At 68.2% G+C, this 14,770-nt stretch carries 13 protein-coding genes; 5 read left to right on the top strand and 8 right to left on the bottom strand.

Annotated elements, in window-relative coordinates; genetic code table 11:
- Positions 1–40 precede the first annotated feature (40 nt).
- From AC5P8R_RS07230 to AC5P8R_RS07240, 3 genes are all read right to left on the bottom strand, one after another.
- Positions 41–421: a VOC family protein gene (locus tag AC5P8R_RS07230; RefSeq protein ID WP_046431075.1), complete on the bottom strand. Its 381-nt coding sequence runs from the start codon at positions 419–421 to the stop codon at positions 41–43.
- Positions 422–518: 97 nt separating this feature from the next.
- The gene (locus AC5P8R_RS07235) at positions 519–842 is read right to left on the bottom strand and encodes a DMT family transporter (RefSeq protein ID WP_014647443.1); all 324 of its coding nucleotides are present in this window, start codon (positions 840–842) and stop codon (positions 519–521) included.
- The gene (locus AC5P8R_RS07240; protein WP_010485170.1) at positions 842–1,195 is read right to left on the bottom strand and encodes an SMR family transporter; all 354 of its coding nucleotides are present in this window, start codon (positions 1,193–1,195) and stop codon (positions 842–844) included. Before AC5P8R_RS07240 ends, AC5P8R_RS07235 begins: the two co-directional genes overlap by 1 nt.
- A gap of 162 nt (positions 1,196–1,357) precedes the next feature.
- On the opposite strand from AC5P8R_RS07240, the gene AC5P8R_RS07245 reads away from it, so the two are divergent.
- The gene (locus tag AC5P8R_RS07245; RefSeq protein ID WP_014647444.1) at positions 1,358–2,209 is read left to right on the top strand and encodes a LysR family transcriptional regulator; all 852 of its coding nucleotides are present in this window, start codon (positions 1,358–1,360) and stop codon (positions 2,207–2,209) included.
- 87 nt (positions 2,210–2,296) lie between these two features.
- Here the strand turns inward: AC5P8R_RS07245 and AC5P8R_RS07250 are convergent, their stop codons facing one another.
- A complete protein-coding gene (locus AC5P8R_RS07250) occupies positions 2,297–3,217 on the bottom strand; it encodes a M14 family metallopeptidase (protein ID WP_014647445.1) in 921 nt (306 codons plus the stop codon).
- A 131-nt stretch (positions 3,218–3,348) separates the two neighbouring features.
- Between AC5P8R_RS07250 and AC5P8R_RS07255 the strand changes: the two genes are divergently transcribed.
- The 3 genes from AC5P8R_RS07255 (at position 3,349) to AC5P8R_RS07265 (ending at position 8,110) form a co-directional block, all read left to right on the top strand.
- A complete protein-coding gene (locus tag AC5P8R_RS07255; RefSeq protein ID WP_495223209.1) occupies positions 3,349–5,430 on the top strand; it encodes a TonB-dependent receptor family protein in 2,082 nt (693 codons plus the stop codon).
- Between the two features lie 62 nt (positions 5,431–5,492).
- Complete coding sequence (locus AC5P8R_RS07260) at positions 5,493–7,265, top strand: chloride channel protein (RefSeq protein WP_046431088.1); 1,773 nt, start codon at positions 5,493–5,495, stop codon at positions 7,263–7,265.
- A gap of 128 nt (positions 7,266–7,393) precedes the next feature.
- Positions 7,394–8,110 carry an MgtC/SapB family protein gene (locus AC5P8R_RS07265; RefSeq protein WP_495223210.1) on the top strand — a complete coding sequence of 239 codons (717 nt, stop codon included), beginning with the start codon at positions 7,394–7,396 and terminating at the stop codon, positions 8,108–8,110.
- 73 nt (positions 8,111–8,183) lie between these two features.
- On the opposite strand, the gene AC5P8R_RS07270 is transcribed toward AC5P8R_RS07265, so the two are convergent.
- Positions 8,184–8,591 (bottom strand): MerR family transcriptional regulator, encoded by a 408-nt coding sequence (locus tag AC5P8R_RS07270; protein WP_495223211.1) that lies wholly within the window; start codon positions 8,589–8,591, stop codon positions 8,184–8,186.
- 63 nt (positions 8,592–8,654) lie between these two features.
- Here AC5P8R_RS07270 and AC5P8R_RS07275 point away from each other — a divergent pair, with 63 nt between their 5' ends.
- Complete coding sequence (locus AC5P8R_RS07275; protein WP_032962545.1) at positions 8,655–9,482, top strand: class I SAM-dependent methyltransferase; 828 nt, start codon at positions 8,655–8,657, stop codon at positions 9,480–9,482.
- Positions 9,483–9,562: 80 nt separating this feature from the next.
- On the opposite strand, the gene AC5P8R_RS07280 is transcribed toward AC5P8R_RS07275, so the two are convergent.
- The 3 genes from AC5P8R_RS07280 to AC5P8R_RS07290 all read right to left on the bottom strand — a co-directional run.
- Positions 9,563–9,826: a DUF6959 family protein gene (locus AC5P8R_RS07280; protein WP_223224455.1), complete on the bottom strand. Its 264-nt coding sequence runs from the start codon at positions 9,824–9,826 to the stop codon at positions 9,563–9,565.
- Between the two features lie 148 nt (positions 9,827–9,974).
- A complete protein-coding gene (locus AC5P8R_RS07285) occupies positions 9,975–10,817 on the bottom strand; it encodes an outer membrane protein assembly factor BamE (protein ID WP_495223212.1) in 843 nt (280 codons plus the stop codon).
- 61 nt (positions 10,818–10,878) lie between these two features.
- On the bottom strand, positions 10,879–14,770 hold a 3,892-nt coding region (locus AC5P8R_RS07290; protein WP_495223213.1), incomplete at its 5' end, for a YadA family autotransporter adhesin.

Here is a 14,770-nt window from a genome sequence, read left to right on the forward strand (position 1 = left end):
CCCGCGCGGGCCGCAGCGCGGTCACGCGCATCCTGTCCGATCACGACATTACATGCACCGCACACAGCTTGTTGCCATCCGGGTCACGCAGATAGGCCAGAAACACCTGCCGACCGGACATGTTGCGGACGCCGGGCGGATCTTCGATTGCGGTACCACCGTGAGCCACGCCAGCTTCCTGCCAGGCACGCACGGCCTCTGCACTGCCCAGACTGAAACCGATGGTGCCGCCGTTGGCATGGCACGCTGGCTGCCCATCGATCGGCGCGGTCACGCCGAACATCCGCCCATCCTTGAAGTACAGCAGCCGACCCTTTTCGTCGAACACACCCGGACGTGCCCCCATCGCGGCGAACAGGGCATCGTAGAAGCGATGCGCGACGTCCATGTCGTTCGTTCCAACGGTGATGTGGCTGAACATGCGGGCACTCCTTGTGGAAAGCCGCAGTGTCGGCGAGCGCGGGCGACTTCGCAAATCGCCCGCACCGGTGCCGCCACGCCCGCGAAAAGACCCGTTGCTACTTGGCGGTGCTGAGCAGCAGCACCGCCGCAGTGACCAGACCGATGCCGATCCAACCGATCGGACGCAGGCGGTTGCCGAACAACAGGCGTCCGCAGGTGGCAGTTCCGATCACGCCGATCGCACCCCACATCGCATAGGCGGTGGCCAGGTCCATGTAACGCACCGCCTGGCCCAGCAGGGCGAAGGCGATCCAGACCATGACGATCGCGGCGACACCCCAGCGCCAGCGGCGGAAGCCTTCCGACTTGGCCACCATCATGTTCGCGGCGACATCGATCAGCGCCGAACAGATCACGAAAAACAGAGCCAAGGTATTCATCAGTGTGCCTCCCCGAGGGTGACGCAGACGATGCCCACCACCGCCAGCACCAGGCCGGCCAGCTGCTGCAGTGACAGGCTCTCGCCGAACACGGTGAGGCCGACCACGGTCAGCAGGGTCAGGCCCAGGCCTTCCCACACCGCGTAGGCCACGCCCACCGCGATGCGACGCACCGACTGCGCCAGAAAGAAGTAGGACAGCGCCAGCGCACCGGCCATGATCAGATAACCGGTCCAGCCGCCATCGCGGGCGGCGTGGGCCATGAACGAGGTGCCGACCACTTCGGCGACGATCGCCACGGTCAGGCAGGCCCAGGCGACCAGCGCGCCACGGGCGGGAACAGTACGGGACATGTGAAACTCCTTGCAGGACGGGGACCGCGCCGCCTCATCAATGGATCCACGCCGCGCGTGGAGGGTCCGGAACGCCCCTCGCAGACAGGGGCGACGGGGGTTAGTATCATCGCCTTTTACGGTGGTATCAAAATGGATTCCATCGACAGGAGCGATGGATCAATGCCCTATTCCCCTGAATCCCTACAGGCCTTCGTGGAAGCCGCCGCGCTGGGCTCGTTCTCGGCCGCGGCACGCCGGCTGGGCAAGACCCAGTCGACGGTCAGCACCGCCATTGCCCACCTGGAAGCCGACCTCGGCGTGAGCCTGTTCGACCGCAGCGGGCGCTACCCGCGGCTGACCGAGGCCGGGCGCCAGGTGCTGGGCCACGCACAGGAGATCCTGGCCGCCGATGCGCGCCTGCAGCAGTTGAGCGTGCGCCTGTCCGCGCCGGTCGAGCCGCGCCTGACCGTGGTGTTTTCCGATGTCTACCAGCTGGATCCGGAGCAGCGGATCCTGCAGCGCTTCGCCGAAGCGTTCCCGGAGATCGAGCTGGAGTGGCTGGATGCCGAAGGCGAGGACGTGCTGGAACGGGTGAGCGGCGGCCGCGCCGCGCTGGGCCTGCTGCCTAGGCAGGAGCGCTATCCCGATGGGCTGGTGGCGCGGCCGCTGGCGCACCACAGCGAACTGTCGGTGTACGTGGCGCGCGGACACCCGCTGGCCAGCGCCGGGCGTCGCGCCGCCGCACAACTGGCACGGCATCGGCAGGTGCGCCTGAGCGCGGAAGTCGATCAGACCCGCTTGGTCACCGGCCTCGCGTGGACCGCCACCGATTACCTGATGGTGATGGAGATGGCCGAGGACGGCATCGGCTGGGCCGAACTGCCGCGGGCGCTGGTGCAGCGCTATGACCGTGGGCGGCTGGTGGAACTGGTGCTGCCGGGCTGGCCGCGGCGCATCCACAGCGACCTGCTGTGGCGACGCGACACGCCGCCAGGCCCAGCCGCACTCTGGTGGGCCGACGCGTTGGGGTGAAAAAGGGGACGGAGGGGATTAAGTCGTTTGTGCCCCGGCGGTACTGGGGCACAAACGACTTAATCCCCTCCGTCCCCTTTTTATCTGTCAGCGATGGGCGAGCGCGTAATCCAGTGCCGCGCACACCGCTGCCACCTGTGCGTCGTTGCACTGCTGCGGGGTGGCCCGCGGGCTGTCCGGGTAGACCTCGGTGGTGGTGGTGTACTTCGCGCCGGTAATGCCGGCGCACAGGCCCAGCTTCACCAGCGGATACTCGATCACGCCGTGGGCGATCACCGGCGAACCGATGATCTCGCCTTTGTCGTCGGCGGGGGCGATATGGGTGACCTTCTCCACGGCGGCAATGACCGCCTGCTGGAAGGCCGGCTGCGGGGCCTCGCTGTCATCCACCAGGTAGAAGCCATCCGGAATCAGGCCCGGCTCGAACGGCTTGCCGTCACGCGCGGCCAGCGCCGGGCGGAACTCGCTTTCATCACTGTCGGTGGTCTCGTGCAGGTCGATGTGCAGCACGAACTGGCCCTTGATCGGTGCAACCAGCTCGATCAGCGCGGTCGACTCGCGGGCCGGGCCATCGGCGCGGAAGTTGCGGTTCGGGTCGATCGCATCGAAGTTCCAGCGGTTGATGCGCTCGAAGCCCCACGGATTCACGCACGGCGCCACCAGCAGGTTGGCCTTGCCGGCATAGTCGGCGGCGTGCTTTTCGAGGAACTCCAGCGCGCCCATCACGCCACTGGTCTCATAGCCGTGCACGCCACCGGTAACCAGCGCGGCGGGCAGCGCCGGGTTCCAGTCGCGGCTGCGCAGGGCGAACAACGTATAGGTCTCGCCAGCGTAGTCGAGCCGGCCATAGGCCACCTTGTCGAAACGCGAGGCCAGCGCCTCGATGCGCGGCAGCACCTCCTGGTCATAGCGACGCAGGCGCTGCTGGCGACCACGCCACAGCTCCCGTTCCGCCGCTCCCCACGGCTGGCCAGGGGTTCCGACGGGGTAGAAGGCGGCTTGGGACATGGCGGATCTCGGCGAGTCAGGAAGCAATCGCCCACTCTACCACCGGGGCAACGGCATGAACCCGACGCGCATTCCATTGGCGAATGGAATCAGCAATAATTCTCATTTACGACCTTCCACAGCCTGCACCGATGCCCGTCCACGCCCTGCAACCGGCCCGCCTGCCCCTGGCCGCCGCCCTCACCCTGTGCCTGCTTCCGGCCGCCAGCGTCTTCGCCCAGGACGGCGCTACCACGCTCGACAGCATCCAGGTCTCTGGCAGCTGGCTGGGTACCGGCCTGCATGACAGCGTGAAGCGCTTCGCCGGCGCGCGCACGGTGGTCGACCGCCAGCGCATCGAGGCCAGCGGCGCGGCCAGCATCGGCGATGCCATGCGCCGCATCCCCGGCGTGCAGGTCACCGACAACTCCGGTACGGCCGGCAGCTCGGTCTCGCTGAACATCGGCGTGCGCGGCCTGACCGGGCGCTACTCGCCGCGCTCGACCGTACTGCTGGACGGCGTACCGCTGGCGGTGGCGCCGTATGGTCAGCCGCAGCTGTCGTTCGCGCCGACCAGCCTGTCCAACATCGAATCGATCGACGTGGTGCGCGGCGGCGGCGCGGTGCGCTACGGCCCGCAGAACGTGGGCGGCATCATCAACTTCAGCACCCGCGCCATTCCCACCGAGGCAGGCCTGCACGGCGAAGCGGGCGTGCGCTACACCGCCTACGACCATGGCGGCGGTGACAGCACCCAGTACAACGCCTTCCTCGGCGGTACCGGCGACAACGGCCTGGGCGCAGCCCTGCTGTACTCCGGCCAGGACGGGCGTGGCTGGCGCCAGGGCAGCGATGACCGCTTCAACGACCTGGCGCTGAAGTTCGCCTATGCCATCGACGCGCAGCAGGAACTGCGTGCCAAGCTGTCGTACTACGATGTGCGCTCGCTGACCCCGGGCGGCCTGACCCGCGCCCAGTACGAGGCCGACCCGTTCCAGAACACCCGCTCCACCGATTTCTGGAAGGGCCACCGCACCGGCATCGACCTGGGCTACACCAACACGCTGTCGGCCAACAGCGAGTTCGAGGTGCTGGCCTATTACAACGAAAGCAGCCGCGCCAGCTCGCTGATCAACACGGCCAATACCCAGTTGACCGTGCAGCCGCGCGATTACCGCGTGCTTGGCATCGAGCCGCGCTATACCCAGCGCCTGCATTGGGGCAGCACGGTGCACGACATCACCGCCGGCTACCGCTTCCTGCGCGAACGCGGCAACGACCGCAGCTACACCGTCAGCCGCCGCACCGGCGTGGCCAGTGCCACCACCCGTTTCGACAACGCGACCGATGCCCATGCGTTCTACATCGACGACCGCATCGCGATCGGCCAGTGGCGGATCACCCCGGGCGTGCGCATGGAATGGATCGACATGGACCGCCGCCAGGCCGGTGGCACGGCGACCTTCAGCAGCCGCAACGACAAGGCCCTGCCCTCGCTCAACATCGCCTACCTGCTGACGCCGCGGCTGACTGTGTTCGGCAACTACACCACCTCGTTCGGGCCGGTGCAGAACATCCAGCTGAATTCCCAGACCGCCAGCAATCCGCTCGATCCGGAAGTGGCAAAGACCGCCGAGCTCGGCGCGCGCTGGCAGGACGGCGCACTGCGCGCGGAAGTGACCGTGTTCAAGATGCGTTTCGACAACCAGATCCTGCAGGTGCCGGGCATCACCCCGCCGACCTTCCAGAACATCGGCGCCACCGACCACAAGGGCGTGGAGAGCGCGCTGGAGTACCACTTCGCCGAGGACAGTGCGCTGGCCGGGCTGGAGCTGTACGCCAACTACACCTGGACCCAGGCGATCCAGCAGTCCGGTGACAACCGCGGCCTGGACGTGCCCTTCTACTCGCGCGACACCGACAGCGTCGGCGCCCGCTACGCACTGGCCGGCTGGACCTTCAATGTCTCCAGCACCCACCAGAGCGGCCAGTTCTCCGATGCCGCCAACACCTGGGAAGAAACCGCTGACGCGCGCGTGGGCCGCGTGCCTGGCGTGCGCCTGTGGAACGCGCAGGTGGCCTGGCAGGTGCCGGGGCTGGACGACAGCGAGATCGCGCTGGGCGTGAACAACCTGACCGACAAGCGCTGGTACACCCGCAACGTCGATGGCAACGCCGGCCGCATGGTGGCTGCGCCACGCACCTTCTACGTGCAGGGCCGCTACCGCTTCTGACGCGGTAACCGCCCGATGCAGTGACGGCGGCGACCACGGTGGCGGCGTATCATGCCGCCACCATGTCACTGCCTGTTTCGCCATCGCGCCTGCATCTGGCCTTCCAGGGCCTGCGCCTGCGCCTGCGCGGCAGCGACCTGTGGTTCATCGCGCTTGCCCTGCTGGTCGGCCTGATCGCCGGCTACCTGACCCTGCTGCAGTCCGGCATCGCACGCTGGCTGCAGGGCACCCTGTACGGGCTGGACGACGGCATGCGCCTGAGCTCCCTGCCCGCGCTGACCTGGACCGCACTGCTGGTGCTGCCGCTGGGTGGCCTGCTGGTCGGCCTGGTCAGCCTGGCCGCGACCCGGCTCAAGCGGCCCCTGCTCGATGCGGTCGAAGCCAATGCCCTGCATGGCGGGCGCATGTCGATGCGCGACAACCTCATCGTGCTGACCCAGACCCTGCTGTCCAATGGCTGCGGCGCCTCGGTCGGGCTGGAGGCTTCGTATACGCAGATGGGAGCGGGCAGCGGCTCGCAGCTGGGCCGGGTGATGCGCCTGCGCCGCAACGACGTGCGCATCCTGGTCGGCGCCGGTGCCGCCGGTGCCATCGCGGCCGCCTTCGGGGCGCCACTGGCCGGCGCGTTCTACGCCTTCGAGATCGTCATCGGCGCCTACACCCCGGCCGCACTGGCGCCGGTGGCGGTGGCCGCGCTGGCAGGTGCATTCGTGGCCGACCAGGCCGGCATCGAGCCCTACCTGCTGCCGGCTGCGTCGACGATTGATGTCCGCGCCGCCGACTACGCCATTTACGGCCTGCTTGGCTGCTGCTGCGCGATGGTCGGCATCGCGGTGATGCGGCTGATCGCCTCGATCGAAGGCACGGTCAAGCGCAGCCCGCTGCCTGCCTGGGGTCGGCCGGTGGTGGGCGGCCTGCTGCTGATTCCGCTGGCCCTGGCCAGCCCGCAGGTGCTGTCGTCCGGCCATGGCGCGCTGCACCTGGACCTGACCACGCACCTGCCGCTGATCTGGATCGGCGGCCTGCTGACCCTGAAGTGCCTGGCCTCGGGCATCTCGCTCGGGTTTGGTTTCCGCGGCGGCCTGTTCTTCGCCTCGTTGTTCATGGGCACCCTGGTCGGCGCCCTGTTCGCCGGCCTGCTGGCGATGGCCACTGGTGTGCCGGTGATCGATGCCACGTCCGCCGCGCTGGCTGGCATGGCAGCGTTGGCCGCCGCCGTGGTCGGCGCACCGATGACCATGGCCATGCTGGTGCTGGAAGGCACCCACGACTTCCTGCTGACCAGCGTGGTGATGAGTGCGGTGCTGGTCTCCAGCACGCTGGTACGGCAGTGGTTCGGTTATTCGTTCTCGACCTGGCGCATGCACCTGCGCGGCGAGACCATCAAGAGCGCACGCGACGTGGGCTGGGTGCAGAACCTCAACGCCGGCCGGCTGATGCGCAAGGGCGTGGCTACCGCGCCGGCCGATCTCGATGCCGCCACGTTCCGCCAGCGCTTCCCGCTGGGTTCGGGCAGCCGGGTGATCCTGATCGACAGCGAAGGCCATTACGCAGGCATCGTGCAGATTCCGCGCGTCTACGGCGACGGCGTGAAGCCGGAGACCATGATCGGCGAGCTGGCCGAGAACCGGGACGTGTCACTGTCACCGGCCGCGGACGTGGTCAGCGTGATGCAGCGCTTCGACCAGACCCAGGCCGATGAACTGGCCGTGGTCGCCGCCGACGGCCAGGTCCTGGGCGTGGTCTCTGAAGCCTTCGTCCGCAAGCGCTACGCCGAGGAACTGGACAAGCGCCAGCGCGAACTGATGGGCGAGCGCGTCGACGACACCGACTGACCCCGCAAAAAGGGGACGGAGGGGATTAAGTCGTTTCTGACACGCTGACCAACCACGCGTGGCGTGGACCGCTGGACATCCACGCATGGCGTGGATCTACTGTCACCTCGACCGGGTAGACTCCAGCCATGCGCTTCATTGAGACCTTCCAGGCCGGTCCCTTCGCCGACACCGTGGTCAGCCTGCTGGCCGCCTTCGTGCTGGGCACGCTGATCGGCGCCGAGCGCCAGTACCGGCAACGCACCGCCGGCCTGCGCACCAACGTGCTGGTGGCAGTGGGCGCCGCCGCCTTCGTCGACCTGGGCATGCGCATCGCCGGCAGCGCCGAGGCGGTACGGGTGATCTCCTACGTGGTCTCCGGTGTCGGCTTCCTCGGCGCCGGCGTGATCATGAAGGAAGGCATGAACGTGCGCGGCCTGAACACCGCCGCCACCCTGTGGTGCTCGGCGGCGGTCGGCAGCTGCACCGGCGCGGACATGCTGGCCGAGGGCGTGCTGCTGACCGTGCTGATCATCGCCGGCAACACGCTGCTGCGGCCGCTGGTGAATGCGATCAACCGCATCCCGATCAACGAGGCGGCGACCGAAGCCACCTACGAAGTGCGCCTGAGCGTGGATGCCGAAGCCCTACCGCGGGTGCGCGAGCGACTGGTCGATGCGCTGGAGGCCGCGCAGTATCCAGTGGGCGATGTGCAGGTGGTCGAGCATGCCGACGCGCCTACCGACGTGATCGCGGTGCTGGTCAGTACCGCGGTCAGTGCCGACGAGCTGGATCTGGTGCTGGCACGGATGGAGCACGTGCCGGGGGTGCTGCATGCCACGTGGGAAGTCAGCACCCGCGATTGATTCATCCACGCAGGGCGTGGATCTGCCGAGGTCGTGCTGCAGTGGATTCACGCCATGCGTGGATACGCTTCTCTCACCCACCCGCCATGCGCTGCTGTGCCCGCAGCAGCTTCCGGAACGAGCCGCACTTCCGGGCATCCTCTGCCTGCGGGCAGGCCGCCGCACGTTGCAGGTGCCGGCGTACCCGTTGCAGCTGGATGATCTGCTGCTGCAGCACATCAGCCTGCGCCAGCAGGGCCTCACGATCCAGCGTAAGGCATCCGCGCTGCGGCGGCAGGGATGCGCCGATCTGCTGCAGCGACAGCCCGGCCGCCTGGCCCAGGCCGATCAGTGCCAGCCGCTCCACCACCTGCTCGCCGTACTGCCTGCGCAGGCCGCGACGGCCCACTGCCTGCAGCAACCCAAGCTGTTCGTAGTAACGCAGGGTCGAGGCCGGCACGCCACTGCGCTTGACCACTTCGCCGATATCCAGTTCACGCACGGGCTTGACCTCAAGTGACCTTCAAGCGCCAACCTATGGGCGACTTCCCTGCAAGGCAAGACCATGACCCGTACACCCCCCGTTGATCAGAGCGCCCTGTGGAACGGTCCTGGCGGCCAGGTCTGGGTTGCGCAGCAGGCCATTCTCGATGGCCTGTTCCAGCCCATGGCCGACCTGCTGGTGGCCGAACTTCCGGAGACCGTCACGCAACTGCTGGATGTAGGCTGCGGTACCGGTGCCAGCCTGCTGGCATCAGCCGCCGCACGCCCGGCGACACACAGCACCGGCCTGGACATCTCCGCGCCGATGCTGGCGCTGGCCCGCCAGCGCGCCGAGGCTGCGGGACTGGACGCGGACTTCATCGTGGCAGACGCGCAGCGCCATCCTCTGCCGTCCGCGCACTTCGACTGGATCCAGTCGCGGCTGGGCGTGATGTTCTTCGAGGACAGCCAGGCCGCGTTCGCCAACCTGCATCGTGCCGCGACACCCGGCGCTGGGCTGCGCTTCATCGCCTGGCGCAGTGCCGACGAGAATCCATTCATGACCACGGCCGAGCGCGCCATCGGCGATGCACTGGATCTGCCGCCCCGGGTACCCGGCGCGCCGGGACAGTTCGCCTTTGCCGACGGCGGGCAGGTACAGCGGCTTGTGCGGGCCGCTGGTTGGAAGGATGTGGAGGTGGTTGCGGTAGACCTGCCCTGCTCGATCGCCCGCGAAGACCTGCCCACCTATGTCGGCCAGCTGGGCCCGTTGGGGCTGGCCCTGCGCTCAATGCCGGAAGCCCGTGCCGCCGTGCTTCGCCACCAGGCGCTGGCTGCATTCGCGCCGTTCATCGAAGGCGACCGCGTACGCGTGGATGCCGCCTGCTGGCTGGTCCGCGCCCGCGCGTAGGAAAAGGGGACGGAGGGGATTAAGTCGTTCTTGCCCCGCGTGTGCAGGAAACGACTTAATCCCCTCCGTCCCCTTTTTCTTTACAGCGCCTCGCCGGCGTCGGCCAGGCGCGATTCGATCAAGGCGTACCACTGCTGCAGCACGTCGATCAGCATGTCCAGCTCGGCGTCGGTGCGCTGTGCGCGGCCGCTGCGCAGGCAGGCCTGGGCTTCCTGCAGCTGGGCCAGGAACCCTGCCACGGTATCGGCCTGCAGGATCAGGCCGGGCAGGCGCCGGCCCGGGATGCGCACCACGGCATGGTTGCCGAGCTGGCCGTACACGCTGAGCGTAGCTTCCGTCTTCATGGAGAGTGGCAGGAATTGGGCATTCATCGCGTGCACCGTTTGTAGACCTGAGCCGCAGGCAGGCGTGGACGACGGGGGAGACGTTGCCACGCCTGCCGGCGGTCAGGGGGGACTCGGGATGCCGGGGCACCGCCCCGGCGCAGGAGGGTCAACGTGGCTGTGCCATCCCGGCGATCTGCACGCGCCGGTTCGGCGCCAGGCAGGCAATCAGCTCGCGCCGGTTGCGCTGCCCGCACTGCACGATCGGCTCAGCCGCGCCGCGTCCTTCGGCGCTGATGCTGGCCGCAGGCACGCCGCCCTGCACCAGCGCGCTGCGCACGGCCTCGGCGCGGCGCTGCGACAGCGCCTGGTTGTAGCTGGCGCTGCCGATACGGTCGGTATAGCCGGTCACCCTGATCGACTGCACCTGTGCGGCTTCGCGTACCTGCGCCAGGATGCCCTGCACCGCCTGCTGCCCTTCCGCGCTCAGCACCGCGCTGTCGAAGCCGAACAACGCGTCGGCCGACAGCCGCAGCAGCTGTTCCGGCAGCGGTGCCGGTGCCGGTGCCGGCGGGACCGGTGGCCGCGGCGGCTCCAGCACGGCCGCGCACGATTCCGGCTTCCAGTAACCCGCCTGGGCGATGCCCTTGCTGTCAAAGCGGACCTGGAACTGGCAGGTGAAATACTCCGCGCCTTGCGCGGTGCGGAAGTTGAACAGGTAGTTCCACTCGCGCACGCCCCACATGCCTTCATTGAAATGCGGCGTGCCCAGCAGCGTGTACAACTGCCGCTTGCTCATGCCCGGCGCGAAGCGGCGCAGGTCGGCGACGTCCGGATAGATGCCTTCCTTCAACGAGGCCTTGGAGGCCTCCGGGAACTGCACGGCGGTGGCTTCGACGGGACCGTCGGTGGCCGGCGCATGGCTGCGGCAGGCGGCCAGCAGGCCCATCCCCAGGATCAGGCCCAGCGTAGCGGCATGTTGGCTGGCGCGGGCGATGCGATGCTGTTTCATGTCATTCCCCCTGTAGACGTTTCCGCGATGCCGGGCCGCGGGCGCGGCCCGGCGGCGGGGATCACCACTGGATGCCGGCACCGACGGCCACGCCGGCCTCGCCACGGCTGTTGGTCGAACCGCTGAACTTGTAGATCCAGCGCCCGCCTTCGGAGACACCGGAGATGCCCAGCGCCACGCCCGATTCGCCGTTGTAGCTGCCAGCCGCGATCGAGGCCATGCTGCGGCCCGCCTCGCTGGGCTGCGGCAGCGCTGCGGTGGCCATCGCCGAGGCGATACCGGCCGAAGCACGGTTGTCGGTCTTGCGCAGGTCGCGCTCGAAGCCACCCATGCGCTCGTCGGTGTAGGCCTTGGACCAGTCCAGGGTCTGCGCCATGCCCGACTTCAGCTGATCCACGTTGACCGCGTCGGTACCGGCGGTGCCAGCGGCAACGTTGCGCACCGTGGTCGGGCCGCTGCTGGTGCTGCCCAGGGTGACGCTGTTGTAGTTGGTCGCACCGTTCACCGTGGTGTCGTAGCGGATGGTGCCCTGCTGCGACGCCTGCAGCTGGCGCACGTTGACCGCGTCGGTGGCCTGCGAGCCGTCGGCCACGTTGACCACCTGGCGTTCGGCGCCGCTGGCACCCACCGAGACCGTGTTGGCCCGGTTCGCCACCGAACCTGCACCCAATGCCACCGAGTTGTCGGCCTGCGCCTGTGAACCATTGCCGAGCGCGGTCGAGTTGGCACCGGCGGCAGTGGAGCCTGCACCACCGGCGGCGGAGTTGGCGCCGCTGGCGGACGGATCGGCCAGGTTGTTGGTGTTGTTGGCGCGGAAGCTGCCCGCCACGTTGGTGATGTTCTGGATCTTCTGGTCGGTGTACTTCTTCGACTCGTCGATGGCGTAATTCACGCCGTTCTTCAGCTGGCCGACATTGGTTGCGTCGTAGGTGTCCGAGCCGTCGGCAACGTGGGTGATCTTGCGCTCGCTGCCGCTGCTGCCGACCGAGACCTCACCGGCCGAGTTGCTGGCACCGGTCTGGCCGTAGGCGCCGGTATAGCCGCTCTGTGCGCCAACGCTGGCCACCGAACCGGCACCCAGCGCCACGCTGTTGCCGGCACCGCTGCTGGCACCGTTGCCGACCGCCACGCTGTTGGCACCGGCTGCACTGGCCTGCGGGCCGACCGCCACCGCTTCCGCACCGGCCGCGGTGGCTGCGGCCGCCGTCGAGTTCACCGCCAGGTAGGCACTGCCACCGCCACCGTTGGTGATGCGCTGGTTGAGGACCTTCAGCGAGCCATCGACGGCAGTGAAGGCGGCGGTGACGTTGTTGTAATCGCCGCTGGTGAAGGTGCCATCGGTGGCGATGCTGGAAATGCTGAACGTCGGCGCGGTCCACGCGTTGGTGGTGCCGTTGTAGGCAGTGGTGCCGCCGAAGTAGTTGGCGATGGTGCTGTGGGTGCTGAACAGCTGGTCGCCGGTGATGGCGTCGCTGCTGCCGGCCAGGATGCTGCCGGCGGCGACGTTGGTGATCTTCACCGCACCGGTACCGGTGCCCGTCAGCGTCACGCTGTTGAGCACGTTGCCACTGCCGTCGACATCGTATTTCACGGCCAGCTTGTCGATCTCGCCGGTCTGGTCGGCAACGTTGGCCAGCGAGTTGCTGACCGCATCGAAGGCGGTGCCGACGTCGTTGTAGCTGCCCTTGGTCACGGTGCCGTTGGCGGCGACGTTGTTGATCGAGTACGTCGGTGCGGTCAGCACGCCGCTGGCGCTGACCGCAGCACCACCGCCGAGGTGGGTGGCCACAGCCTGGTTGGCGGCGAACAGCTGGGCCCCGTTGATGGCCTCGCTGCTGGTGGCGCTGACCTGGCCCGGGCCGAGATTGCGCAGCGTGGTGGCGGTGCCGGCCTGGCCCAGCGTGGCGCTGGCATAGTTGACGCTGCCATCCGCGTTGAGGTCATAGCGCAGTGCCCCCTGCTCCGAGGCCTGCAGCTGTCCCACGTTGACCGCATCGGTGGCCGCGGTACCGGCCGCCACGTTGATGACCTGACGCTCTGCGCCAGCGGCACCGATGGAAACCGTGTTGGCACGATCGGCAAGGCTTCCCGCACCCACTGCGATGCTGTTGGCTGCCGTCGCCCGCGCATTGGTGCCGACCGCGATCGAATCGGCGCCGCTGGCCACGGCCTCGGTACCGGTCGAGTTCACCCGCAGGTACTTGGTACCGCCGTTGCGGATATCGGTGATCTGCGTGTTGAGGTTGACCAGCGAACCATCCACCGCCGCGAAGGCATCGGTGGCGTTGGTGTACAGGCCCTGGGCGATGGCGCCGGTGGTGGAGATCGTGCTGATCTCGAACAGCGGTGCGGTGAAGATGCCGCTGGCCGGGTCAAAGGCTGCACGACCACCGAAGAAGCTGGCGATCGCGCTGTTCGTTGCCGCCAGCTGGCCACCGTTGACGGCCTCGAGGCTGCCCGCGGTGACCGCACCGGCGGCGAGATTGCCGATGGTGGTGGTGCCGGTGCCTGCGCCGAGGGTGACCCGTCGATAGTTCGGATTGCCGCCGGCGTCCAGATCGTAGGTCACCGCAGCATCCGCCACGCCGTTGATCAGGCTGATCGCGCCCTTCAACTGCGCCACGTTGACCGCGTCGGTGTTGCCGCTGCCCGCAGCCACGTTGGTGATCTGGCGCTCGCCCCCACCGGCGGTACCCACCGATACTTCACCGGCCGAGACCTGCGGCGCCGTGAGGCCGTAGGCACTGTAGCTGGCCTGCGCGCCACGCAGTGCGGCCGAGCGGTAGCCCAGCGCGACCGAGTTGGCCTGGTTGGAGGTGGACTCGGCACCCAGCAGGGTCTGCCCGTTGGCGGTGCCGACGGCACTGTCGCCGACGATCACCGAATGGCCCATGCGCGCGGCGTAGTCGGCCGTCGGCACGCCGGTCGGGTTGCTGGGATCGTTCACGCCATCACCGGGGAAGGCGACATTGGCATCGACCTTCGGCAGTTCATGCCGTGCGTTGGCACCGATCACCACTTCCTTCGAGCCGTTGGCGAAGGCGCCGTCACCCATCAGCACCTGGTAGTCCTGCGCCGCGTTGACGGCCCAGCAGGAGATGTCGGCCAGCGCGATGTCCAGACACTTGGCCGCCCACGCCGGGGAATCCTTCGGCAGCAGCAGGCCCAGCAGGCCACCCGGATTGCCGTTGTTGATGTTGTAGATGTAGCTGTCGGAAGTGACGCCACCGATCAGGGTCAGGTGCGAGCTGCCGCCCGTGGCCGCGCCGCCCAGACCGTTGAGCGTGCTGCCGACCGGCGACAGGTTCACCACCGGCAGGCCCAGCACATTGACCGTCGAATAGGTCTGCATCACGTTGGCATTGCTGAGCTTGAGATTGCCATTGCTCAGGTAGCCATTGCCGCCGAACAAGCTGGTGGTGGTCGGCCCGATCAGCTGGCCGACATTGCCGACCAGGCCACCGGTGCCGATGATCAGGCCGGCATTCGGGTCGGCCGGCGCCGGTGCCTTCGGGCTGGTCGGCGGGATCGCCGACGGCTGGGTCAGGCCGAGACTGCCGAGCGTGCCACCCACCAGGCCACCCACGGCGCTGCCCAGGTTGCCGACAGTGCCATTGAGATTGCCGTTGAGCAGGTTGCCCACCGCGCTGCCGACGTTGCCCAGCGTGCTTCCCAGCACACCGCCCAGGCCTGTGCCGGGGCTACCGGTGGTGCCGTTGAGAATGCCGCCCACTGCACCACCGACCGTGCCGACGGTATTGCTAAGCGTGCCGCCCACCGCGCTGCCAACCTGGCCGACGGTGCCGCTCAGAGCGCCACCCACCGCACTGCCGACGGTACCGTTCAATGCGCCACCGACTGCGCCCACCGTGTTGTTGAGCGTGCCGCCCACTGCACCGCCGACCTGGCCAACCGTGCCGTTCAGTGCGCCACCCACCGCACTGCCGACGGTA

The organism is Stenotrophomonas sp. YJH_SMC_73, assembly GCF_059370155.1.